Source organism: Limnoraphis robusta CS-951, from assembly GCF_000972705.2.
Genome location: NZ_LATL02000182.1, coordinates 1 through 11,623 on the forward strand (window position 1 = coordinate 1; position 11,623 = coordinate 11,623).

5 protein-coding genes, 2 tRNA genes, 1 rRNA gene and 1 pseudogene are annotated in these 11,623 nt (G+C 43.2%); 3 read left to right on the forward strand and 6 right to left on the reverse strand.

Annotated elements, in window-relative coordinates; genetic code table 11:
- Positions 1 to 286 precede the first annotated feature (286 nt).
- From WN50_RS15710 to WN50_RS15720, 3 genes are all read right to left on the reverse strand, one after another.
- Positions 287 to 359, reverse strand: a tRNA-Ala gene (locus tag WN50_RS15710).
- Positions 360 to 383: 24 nt separating this feature from the next.
- Positions 384 to 457 (reverse strand) — tRNA-Ile (locus WN50_RS15715).
- Positions 458 to 537: 80 nt separating this feature from the next.
- A 16S ribosomal RNA gene (locus WN50_RS15720) occupies positions 538 to 1,904 on the reverse strand.
- 1,046 nt (positions 1,905 to 2,950) lie between these two features.
- On the opposite strand from WN50_RS15720, the gene WN50_RS15725 reads away from it, so the two are divergent.
- Together WN50_RS15725 and WN50_RS15735 are read left to right on the forward strand one after the other, a co-directional pair.
- Positions 2,951 to 4,807 carry a caspase family protein gene (locus WN50_RS15725; protein WP_046277675.1) on the forward strand — a complete coding sequence of 619 codons (1,857 nt, stop codon included), beginning with the start codon at positions 2,951 to 2,953 and terminating at the stop codon, positions 4,805 to 4,807.
- Between the two features lie 1,152 nt (positions 4,808 to 5,959).
- Entirely contained in the window at positions 5,960 to 7,717 is a 1,758-nt protein-coding gene (locus WN50_RS15735) for a glycosyltransferase (protein WP_235440983.1), read from the forward strand.
- A gap of 59 nt (positions 7,718 to 7,776) precedes the next feature.
- On the opposite strand, the gene WN50_RS15740 is transcribed toward WN50_RS15735, so the two are convergent.
- Both WN50_RS15740 and WN50_RS15745 read right to left on the reverse strand, forming a co-directional pair.
- The coding region (locus tag WN50_RS15740; protein WP_049559752.1) for a Ppx/GppA phosphatase family protein at positions 7,777 to 9,204 on the reverse strand (1,428 nt) is incomplete at its 5' end.
- Between the two features lies 1 nt (position 9,205).
- Positions 9,206 to 9,616, reverse strand: a pseudogene (locus WN50_RS15745) (Ppx/GppA phosphatase family protein); the annotation flags it as partial.
- A gap of 303 nt (positions 9,617 to 9,919) precedes the next feature.
- On the opposite strand from WN50_RS15745, the gene WN50_RS15750 reads away from it, so the two are divergent.
- The gene (locus WN50_RS15750; protein ID WP_046277656.1) at positions 9,920 to 10,804 is read left to right on the forward strand and encodes a 4-hydroxybenzoate solanesyltransferase; all 885 of its coding nucleotides are present in this window, start codon (positions 9,920 to 9,922) and stop codon (positions 10,802 to 10,804) included.
- Positions 10,805 to 10,821: 17 nt separating this feature from the next.
- On the opposite strand, the gene WN50_RS15755 is transcribed toward WN50_RS15750, so the two are convergent.
- Positions 10,822 to 11,623, reverse strand: an 802-nt coding sequence (locus WN50_RS15755) for a DUF389 domain-containing protein (protein WP_049559758.1), incomplete at its 5' end; no start/stop codon positions are given.

Genomic DNA, 11,623 nt, shown 5'->3' on the forward strand with positions numbered 1-11,623 from the left:
TTCTCTATGCAGTTTTCCAGGTTCTGACTGAACTTTCGTCCAGCATCCTAAACCCTCTTTTCTTGGAATTTTAGGTGCTGCACTNTAGCTCTTTCTAGCTTGACCTCTCATTTGAAAAGTCTGTTACGGTCTTACCTTTTGCCTGATTCTCTATGCAGTTTTCCAGGTTCTGACTGAACTTTCGTCCAGCATCCTAAACCCTCTTTTCTTGGAATTTTAGGTGCTGCACTTTAGATATAGCGTATGAAATTGCTTGTGTTCGTCTCTATATTTTAACAATAGAGAGTGGAGGTAAGCGGACTCGAACCGCTGACTTCTGCCGTGCAAAGGCAGCGCTCTACCAACTGAGCTATACCCCCATCTAACTCAGAAAACAGAGTAGGTGGGCTATCCTGGACTTGAACCAGGGACCTCACCCTTATCAGGGGTGCGCTCTAACCACCTGAGCTAATAGCCCTTTAGTCCGAACCGAAAGTTTGAAAGCCTAGTAGTTACTCAATTCCTCGCACGACCTGGGATGACCTCAGTTGGCTTGTAAATTGGGGTTAGCTNTACGGCTACCTTGTTACGACTTCACCCCAGTCATCAGCCCTGCCTTCGGCACCCTCCTCCTCGAAAGGTTAGAGTAATGACTTCGGGCATGGCTAACTTCCATGGTGTGACGGGCGGTGTGTACAAGGCCCGGGAACGGATTCACCGCAGTATGCTGACCTGCGATTACTAGCGATTCCTCCTTCATGCAGGCGAGTTGCAGCCTGCAATCTGAACTGAGGAAAGGTTTACGGGATTAGCTCCTCCTCGCGAAGTGGCTGCCCTCTGTCCTTCCCATTGTAGTACGTGTGTAGCCCAGGACGTAAGGGGCATGATGACTTGACGTCATCCCCACCTTCCTCCGGTTTGTCACCGGCAGTCTCCCTAGAGTGCCCAACTTAATGATGGCAACTAAGAACGAGGGTTGCGCTCGTTGCGGGACTTAACCCAACATCTCACGACACGAGCTGACGACAGCCATGCANCCGCTTGTGCGGGCCCCCGTCAATTCCTTTGAGTTTCACACTTGCGTGCGTACTCCCCAGGCGGGAAACTTAACGCGTTAGCTACGGCACTGCCTGGGTCGATACAGGCAACACCTAGTTTCCATCGTTTACAGCTAGGACTACTGGGGTATCTAATCCCATTCGCTCCCCTAGCTTTCGTCCCTCAGTGTCAGTTGCGGCCCAGCAGAGCGCTTTCGCCACCGGTGTTCTTCCCGATCTCTACGCATTTCACCGCTACACCGGGAATTCCCTCTGCCCCTACCGCACTCCAGCTACTCAGTTTCCACTGCCTTTCAGAAGTTGAGCTTCTGTCTTTGACAGCAGACTTGAATAGCCACCTACGAACGCTTTACGCCCAATCATTCCGGATAACGCTTGCCTCCTCCGTATTACCGCGGCTGCTGGCACGGAGTTAGCCGAGGCTGATTCCTCAGGTACCGTCATTTGGTTCTTCCCTGAGAAAAGGGGTTTACAACCCAAGAGCCTTCCTCCCCCACGCGGTCTTGCTCCGTCAGGCTTGCGCCCATTGCGGAAAATTCCCCACTGCTGCCTCCCGTAGGAGTCTGGGCCGTGTCTCAGTCCCAGTGTGGCTGATCATCCTCTCAGACCAGCTACTGATCGTTGCCTTGGTAAGCTTTTACCTTACCAACTAGCTAATCAGACGCGAGCTCATCTCTAGGCGATAAATCTTTCACCTTGCGGCTCATCCGGGATTAGCAGAAGTTTCCTTCTGTTGTCCCAGTCCTAGAGGCAGATTCTCACGCGTTACTCACCCGTCCGCCACTAACTCCGAAGAGTCCGTTCGACTTGCATGTGTTAAGCAGACCGCCAGCGTTCATCCTGAGCCAGGATCAAACTCTCCGTGTTGATTTCACCACTTGAGTTAAGTTAGCTTGCTTCAGAATCGACAAAACTGCTTTTCTGAACTTGGGCTGACTCTCCGGCTAATTTCTATCTGTCAAAGCTGATTCTCGGTTTCCCAAGAACCCTCAAAATGTATTAACGAGGAGCTGTACTTAGGCTTTCAAACTATTGTATTATCTAGGTTCGGCTGCTTTCGAGTCAGTTGTCTTTTCTCGAGCGCATTTACTAATGTAGCTGAGTCTTCTNCTGATTCTCGGTTTCCCAAGAACCCTCAAAATGTATTAACGAGGAGCTGTACTTAGGCTTTCAAACTATTGTATTATCTAGGTTCGGCTGCTTTCGAGTCAGTTGTCTTTTCTCGAGCGCATTTACTAATGTAGCTGAGTCTTCTGGGTTTGTCAACACTTTTTTGAAAGTTTTTTTGGGAGAGGACTAGGAAAAACTTTAATCCCAAGCACAGAGAAGGTTTCAGGGATTTTGGTCAAGGCTGAAGATCTGGGGCAGTTACTTAGACTCTTGTAATTGTCCAACTTATGACGGTCTAGGTGCTTCTCCCCCGAGAGGATTCACTCTAGCTTTTTGGGACAATACCCGCGTTCCAGATACCCAGTCCTTATATAAGAAGTTTTAGAGTCGGCACATTGAGTGTGCTATCGTTTTTGCAGAGATTCAGACCTATATCTAAAAGGTGTCAGTCAGCACCCCGCTCTAAAGAGACGGGGCATCATGCTTCTCTTTTTAGGTAGCTGACCAGCCTAAGTCCCTTGAGGACTACGTTATCGGTGAGAGTTAACGTTCCTACCCTGAGATGCTTGGGGCGTCGCCGGCTCATGAACCACAGCATTAAACAGTCCTACGAGGGGTAAGACAGTGTGTTGTCGAAAGTACCGACCGATAACATTGGCTCGGCAAACATTACCCCAGAAATGGGTGTTGGGGGCAACCATACCCCGATTAATTTTTTTATACAGGCGGTTTTAACCGCTCGTGTCGTTTTTCCTCCCCGGTCTAAAGACACGGGGCTTCCAAACTCCCGGAGGTTTCTCGTGATGAAACATCACGCTTGCATCACAATTGGAATTAACCAGTATCAATATCTACAACCCCTCAGCTATGCCCAGAGAGATGCTGAGGCTCTACATAGCTTCCTGGTTGAAAAGGCAGGGTTTTCACCCGACCAAAGTTTATTAATGAGTGACACCTCACCCGAAGTCTGGGGAATTCCCACTTATCCCAATCGCGATAACCTCGACGATTGGATCGACGCCCTCTGTAAAGAACAGTTGCATTCTGGTGATCAGCTTTGGTGTTTTTTTAGTGGCTATGCTCTCACCCATGAAGGACAGGATTACCTGATGCCCATTGACGGCAATCCTGCAAATATAGAAGCGACAGGACTATCTATAAAGTCACTATTTGAGAAACTCAAACAAGCTCCTACCTCAGAACTACTGGTTTTGCTGGATATAAACCGTAGTCAAGGGGCGCGTGCTGGGACTGCTGTCGGAGCAACCACAATGGAACTCGCCAACCAAATGGCAATTCCCACGTTACTCTCCTGTCGCCCTGACCAAGTTTCTCGAGAAACCTCGGCTTTACGTCATGGATTTTTTACCGCAGCCATTTTAGAGGCACTAAACTCTGGAGAATGCAAAACGATTCAAAGTTTGTGTCATTTCCTGAGCAATCGCCTACCCCAGTTAACAGATCAACACCTGCGACCCAAACAGAACCCTGTGTTTGTACTCAATCCAGCAGGCAAAATTGATCAAATCATACTACCCGATCAGTTGCCTGCCACTGTGACAATGGCAAGCCATAATGGAAGTAGTATTCTCAATTCAGCTTCAGAACACAAGCAAAATGGAGCTGCCCCTAAAACAACTGATAGCCGAGTCAAATTTCCTTTAAGGTTTGGCAGTCCCCATTCCAATAAAACGCCTGAACATTCCTCCGTCAAGCCGACTCCAACGACAACCGCTCATCAGTCTCCCAATTCAACACCAGCTCAGATCGACCCCCCGGCTCAAAAAACTTCTACCAAAGAAACTATGTCGGATAGATCATTTTTACAGCAACTCATTCTCTGGAGTGGAGCGACTGCACTATTACTACTACTGGGTGTCTTCTACACGAACAAGTCCATCTTTCTCGGTCAAAAAACGACAGGGATTTCATCAACCAGTCCTATAGAACTGATCGATAATCCATCTCAGCAAGCTTCCCCGTCAAAACCCAACTCTAGTAGCTCTTCCTCTGCTAATCAGGGAACAACAGCGCCAGAAAATCAGCTTGATAGTCAAACTTTGCTGGAGCGTTCCAAAGCCTCTTTACAAAATGCTTCAGCATCTAGCTTTAGCAATGCAATCGTTATTGCTAGTCAAATTCCCCAACGAGATCCCCTCTATCCATCTGCTCAAGAAAACATAGAACGTTGGAGTCAAACTATTTTAGATATTGCTGAGGCACGAGCGCAAACAGGCAACTTCTCCGATGCACTAGCTGCGGCTAAACTTGTCCCTCAGACGAATCGCCAAATTTATCAACAGGCGCAACTGCAAATTCAGAAATGGCAACCAAAGGAACAACAGATTCAGCAAAGTTTTGCTCGCTTAAAAGCAGCACAAACTCGAATTAAACCAGGACAAGCTTCGTCCTATAGTGATGCGATTAACGAAGCTCGTAAAATCAAACCAGACGAAGCAGCTTATCAGCAAGCCCAACAGTCAATTTCACAATGGAGTGCAGAAATTTTAAAAGTTGCTCAGTCCCGCGCTCAGAACAAACAGTTTGAGAGTGCTATCCAAGCCGCTCAGTTAGTTCCTGTGGATACATCCTCACACGCAGCAGCACAAAAAGCGATCGCTAGCTGGCAAACTCAACTCAAGAGTAACAATAAAAATTGACAACTTTTAACCTTGACAGATAGTAATCTAAGTCGGTTTGCTTTTGTGAGCAGAATCAATCAGAAAAAGTATAGATATTGAGTTGATTGACTATTGTCAAGGATAAATCAAAAATATTGAGCGTTTCCTCAATAGGAATCACTTTGATCAAACAACAGGGGGAGGATAGGAATCTTAAAAAAGTGGTAGCGAAAAATGGGGTAGGCATTGCTTACCCTGATTGGTTTGGGAATTGCCGAGTCAGAATTTCACGGGATTCTCAGTTCAAACTTATGAAATATTAAGCAAAGTGTTGTTTAATATTCTATGTTGAGCAAAAGTTTTCAAGCTCAAAGGTTGACTTTTACAGTGAACAGATGATTTCACTGAAATTTTCTCATTCAAGTTGAATAAAAATGTTAAATAATCTAACAGAGTAACTTTGTTGAAGTCTGACTTTTACAGCCACTCGGCTGCTAGAGCGAGTCAATATCCGTCAATTTAGGAGTTTTAATAGTATGACATCTGGGTATAATCAAAGCTTGAGACAACGCCTTATTTTGAGTCTCAGTCGTCCCCGCATCGCCACATTAATTTTGCTGAGTCTGATTACTTTGTTTGCAACCGTTGCATGGGGATGGTTTTCTGGAGAAGAAACAATTAGCCATTTTTTTGCTCATATTCATCTTGGACAACAAAATCCTCCGATTTGGATACAAGCACCACAGATTTCACCAAAATATCTATTATNGTCTGATTACTTTGTTTGCAACCGTTGCATGGGGATGGTTTTCTGGAGAAGAAACAATTAGCCATTTTTTTGCTCATATTCATCTTGGACAACAAAATCCTCCGATTTGGATACAAGCACCACAGATTTCACCAAAATATCTATTATTGCCCACAATTGTATTAACAACAACTGCTCTAGCGGTCATCAAAATTTCTCCTTACCCTAAGTTATGGTCACGGGTAATTATTGTCGCAATTGTGTTAGCTTTAATGATTCGCTATATTTTATGGCGATCGCTATCTAGTTTAAATTTAAGTGATCCGTTGAATGGAACATTCAGTGTAGGGTTACTCTTATTTGAAGTCTTAATCTGGACTTCAGCTATTATTCGACTGTGGTTAATGCTGAAAATCAAAGATCGAACTCAGCAAGCCAATCAAATGGAAATTGATGTCAGAGAGGAAAAATACACCCCAACAGTTGACATTTTAATTCCCACCTATCAAGAACCCGCTTTCATTTTAAAGCGCACGATTATCGGTTGTCAAGGGATAGATTATCCTCAAAAAACAGTTTATTTACTTGATGATAGTCAGCGTCCAGAAATAAAACAACTCGCTCAAGAATTAGGATGCAAATATATTGCTAGATCCGAAAATATTGACGCTAAAGCAGGTAACTTAAATCATGCACTTCCTTTAACTCGGGGTGAACTGATAGCCGTTTTCGATGCAGATTTTATTCCAACCCGGAATTTTCTCCATCGAACTATTGGCTTTTTCCAGGACAAAAAAGTGGCTCTAGTTCAAACACCACAAAGCTTTTACAACCCCGATCCGATTGCTCGAAATCTAGGCTTAGAAAAGATTTTGACATCGGATGAAGAAGTCTTTTATCGACAAATTGAGTTACTAAAAGATGGAGTAAATAGTGCAGTTTGTGCTGGAACATCGTTTGTTGTTCAGCGTCATGCCTTAGAAGAAATTGGTGGATTTGTAACAGAATCTACGAGCGAAGATTATTTCACAGGGATTCGTTTATCTGCGAGTGGCTATCAACTCATTTACCTGAAGGAAAAACTAAGTGCTGGACTCGCAGCAGAAGATATGACCAACTATTTTGTGCAACGGGAGCGATGGGGTAGAGGAACACTGCAAGCTTTCTTTATTAACTCTAATCCTTTGACCATTCCAGGTCTAACATTGTCTCAGAGATTAGCACATTTAGAAGGATTAATTAGTTGGTTAGCCAGTTGGGCTTATGCTTACTTCTTAAGTATGCCATTAGTTTATGCCTTTTTAGGAGTTTTTCCGATCAAAGCAACCTTGGAAGAATGGTTGTATTTCTTTGTCCCCTATTATCTGGTTCAATTGGTCGTTTTTAGATGGCTAAACTATCAGAGTCGTTCGGTCATCATTTCAGGAATTTATGAAGTGATTCTCTGTTTTCCCCTGTCTTTAGCGGTTCTTTTAGCATTGATTAATCCCTTTAAACAGAAATTTAAAGTGACTGAAAAAGGTCTTGCTAGTGATCAATTTACATTCAATTGGAATCTTGCTTTACCTTTGATTCTGTTATTCATTGCGACCGTGATCGGACTGTTAAGAATATTAGGAGTTTGGGGAACAGTACCAATAACTACTGAAGTTGCTGAACTGTCTCAAAATTCCCATCTCGCTTTACTTTGGAGTGCGTACAATTTGTTGAGTATTGCTGCCGCCATTTTCGCTTTAATCGACGCTCCCAAATCCGAGAATGATGATCAGTTTGAACTCCGAAAAATTATCCGGTTAGAACTAGCAAACCAAACGTTTTGGGGAATCACAAGCAAACTGTCTGAAGTCGGAGCAGAAATTGAGATTACCCGAGAATTTATTGACAAAACTCAATATCAAAACTTTCTACTTTCCGCTCAGTCTTTACCTGTTCAGCTAGATATAATAGATGAACAAGTAAAGCTAACCGCAGAAATTATAAGTTCCACTTTGGTGGATTCATATCTGACCCTAAAAGTCAAGTTTAAACGAGTAAGTCTTTCTCAACATCGACAGTTAGTAAAAATGCTCTTTTGCCGTCCAGGTCAGTGGAAAGAGCGACAAGCACCCGGAGAACTCTACTCATTATTCTTGATAGTTAAAACGCTGTTAAAACTACCTTTTTTGCGTAACCGTAACGAACAAAAAACTAGAGTAGGTTAATCACAACTCTAGTCGCTAAACTTGATCAAACTGACCTTATTTACAACATTGAACTTGAATCACACCACAACGGCTAAGGATTCTAAAGATGCAACCACTTTCAATCCATACTCGATCTCAAAAGCTTCTTTTTCAAAATTCAAACTCCATAACTCCAAAGCACAATCATCTTGAGGATCAGCAGGTTTTAGGCTGATCAGAAATTCTCCAGCTTCCCAATGACACTGACAGTTCACCTGAGCGACTGCACCAATTTGTCGTCGATCTAAAGCAACCGCCAACCGCAGTATAGGGCTTAACTTATCTACAATTTGGCGGTGTTTTTTAGAAAGACTTTGATAATTCTCGTGTTTTTTCTTAGGTGGGCTTTTCCGATGATAACGCGCTAAATTAGCAATGGTTTCAATTTCCGTCTCTGTATATCCTAGAAGTTCTCCATGTCGAATTAAGTAATAAGAATGCTTATGAAGAGCGGAATGACTAATGTACAAACCACTATTATGTAAGATTCCAGCGGCCCATAAAAACTCACGTTCTTCTGGGCCAAAATCGTGAAGAATGCGTTGAGTTTGGTCAAACAAATTCAGTGCAAAAGCGGCGACTCGTTCACCATGATCTAAGTCTACTTGATATTTTTGAGCAATTTTCAGGATGCTGCGCTGACGGATCGAACTTCCATAGCGTAATCGATCTTCAATTAATCCATGCGTCAGCATCCAGTCAACAATTACCCCTTCTCGGAGACTCCGTTCACAAACTGTTAAAGAGTCAATTTTTAGAAGGGTCATTGCTTCTTGTAATATCAAAGCTCCTGCTAAAATAATCTCAGCCCGTTTATCAGAAATACCCGGAATTTCCAAGCGTTCAGCATAAGACATTTTGCGAAACCGATTGACCAAATCTTGCAAATCACTCAATTTCAGTTCATAACCCGTTAAAGGAGTGGGTTCGGTTCCTAATTTTTCGCGAGCATTAATAATAGCTAAAGTTTCAATCGTTCCCGATGTTCCCAGTAAACGCAGAGGTTCTCCTTTTTTGAGATTAGACGCCAGTTCATCAACTGTTCGTTCTAACATTCCGCGAATATAAGCCTGTAAATATAAAAATTCATTCCGACTAATCGGATCACTTTTAACATAGTCTTGAGTGAGACGAACGGCACCGACTTTCGTACTGCTTAAAAATATAGGTTCTCGACCTTCTCCTAGAATTAACTCTGTAGATCCCCCTCCAATATCAATAATAATGTGAGGTTGATTGTTAAACTCCATTGCGGATAGAACCCCTAGATAAATTCTGCGGGCTTCCTCTTGACCTGAGATGACACTAATATCTAGATTCAATTCATCAGAGACTTGTTTGATAAAATCTCGACCATTGGGCGCTTCTCGGACTGCACTGGTTGCGACGGCAACAATTTGTTCAGCATTATAAGTTTTAGCGATTTCTTGAAAACGACGTAAACAGATAATTCCTCGTTCGATCACNCCCTAGATAAATTCTGCGGGCTTCCTCTTGACCTGAGATGACACTAATATCTAGATTCAATTCATCAGAGACTTGTTTGATAAAATCTCGACCATTGGGCGCTTCTCGGACTGCACTGGTTGCGACGGCAACAATTTGTTCAGCATTATAAGTTTTAGCGATTTCTTGAAAACGACGTAAACAGATAATTCCTCGTTCGATCACTTCAGATTTTAAACGACCTTTTTGATCAAAATCACCGAGCCGAACCATGTCTTTCTCTCGATCAATAATGGTAAAACTCGGCAATGTCGGATCAATTTTGACAATCACCATATGAAAGGAGTTTGTACCGAGATCGATAGCCGCAATCATTCGATCTAAGCCTGGGGAAGAAGCAGAAATTTTAGTTGTAGAAACTGAATTAACCATGAAACTTAAATTAGAGCGTTCATTATATCGATCATCTCATACAATCAACCCGAAGGAGTATCCGGTTTTTTGGTCGATAGAGATTCTCACTCAAATCCTAGCAGAACTTTCCCCTTAAGAACAGCATTCAAATCGATGAGTTTTTCGATTAATTGCCACTCAAATCTGGAGAGATTCGATCTAAGCTGCCGAAAACAGTCAACTCATCGTAATCAAAACTCAAGGGGCGATTACCCATGACAGGCTAACGCAGAAACTATAGAATAAAAACTGAAAACTGAGCGCAAATTGAAACCAATCGAGATGCTAATTCAATCTGAGCCTAAATCTGAATCAACTTTAATCCAAATTGTTCGATTGCTGAGATGGGATAAACCCGCAGGACGCCTCATCTTAATGATTCCTGCACTTTGGGCGGTGTTTTTAGCCTCACAAGCAACACCACCCTGGATTTTGGTTCTCGTTATAATATTTGGCAGCGTCGCCACCAGTGCCGCCGGATGTGTGATTAACGACTTGTGGGATCGCGATATTGATCCAGAAGTTGAACGCACTCGAAACCGTCCCCTCGCTTCTCGGGCGCTAACGGTAAAAACGGGTATTGTTGTTGCTTTTATTGCCTTTGCTTGTGCTGCGGGGTTAGCCTTTTACCTCAATCCCCTGAGTTTTTGGCTGTGTGTCGCCGCCGTACCTGTAATTATTGGCTATCCCCTCGCAAAACGGTTTTTCCCGGTGCCGCAATTGGTGCTTTCTATTGCTTGGGGTTTTGCGGTTTTAATTAGTTGGAGTGCGGCGGTTTCACATTTGGAACCTGCAACTTGGTTACTTTGGGGAGCAACTGTGCTTTGGACTTTGGGCTTTGATACAGTCTATGCCATGAGCGATCGCGAAGACGACAAACGTATGGGGGTTAATTCCAGTGCGTTATTTTTTGGCGATCAAGCGGCTGATGCAGTTGGTATTTTCTTTTTGGCTACGGCTAGTTTATTAGCAGCGCTGGGAATTCAGATGGAATTACATTGGGAATATGGGGTGAGTTTGGCGATCGCTGTTGGAATTTGGTTTCAGCAATATCGTCAATTACGACAACCCGAAATTCCCAAACCAGTTTATGGTGAAATTTTTCGTCAGAATGTTTGGGTGGGTTTCATTTTATTAGCCGGAATGATCAGTGGAACTTTGTTGTAGGAATAAACCCTAAATGTTCAAGGCAATAATTTCTTCTTTCCTAAATGAATGGTCTTCATTTCTGAGTTTATATCCTGTTTCTTCATTGATTTATTATCCGCTTCCGGCAAATCCTCTAACAGTTTTTCTGCTCTGACTTCTGTCACTGAGTCTAATAAAACAATCAGTTCAAACTCTCGCCCCATTCTTTCCATCAGAAATTCTTGAACTAAACGAACTTGTTTGGGAGTAATTGGCTCTTCTGAGCGGACTTTGAGATAAACAGATGCAGGCTGTTTTGTCCAAATCATATCAGTATCGAGGAGTTCCACTCGCTGACCTGTCAGTGTATTTCTGGTGAAAATTCGCGTAAGATTATATTCGACTTGACCTTGAATGATCAATCGAATTAAACTTAATCCCAAGGGAAAAAATAAGATTCCCGTCAGGATAATCGCCCAGCCGAATGCTAGATTGACTCGACTATAGCCTGTCACAATAAAAACAATCATACAGGCGAGGGTAATCCCTAACAGGTTGGTAAAATACAGTAAAAAAGCACCATAACTCTGACTCCAAATTCCTTGAGATAGGGTTAAACCCACTGCACATAAAGGCGGCATTAAGGCGACGGCAATCGCCGTCCCTGCTACGGCATCGTTAATTCCTTGTCGAACTTTAGAAAAACCACTGAGTCCCCCTGCTACGACTGCTATTCCTAAGTCAATCAGTGTGGGTTCAGTCCGAGCCAGAACTTCTGATCCAAAATACTGAAAACCTGTTATACGCCCTAAGAAAATGGATAATAGTAAGGCAACTACAGTAGCAGCCGACAGTGAA

Excerpts from the sequence above, each read along its gene's own strand:
- WN50_RS15725 (WP_046277675.1), top strand. The coding sequence starts at position 2,951 with ATGAAACATCACGCTTGCATCACAATTGGAATTAACCAGTATCAATAT.
- WN50_RS15735 (WP_235440983.1), top strand. The coding sequence starts at position 5,960 with ATGGAAATTGATGTCAGAGAGGAAAAATACACCCCAACAGTTGACATT.
- WN50_RS15750 (WP_046277656.1), top strand. The coding sequence starts at position 9,920 with ATGCTAATTCAATCTGAGCCTAAATCTGAATCAACTTTAATCCAAATT.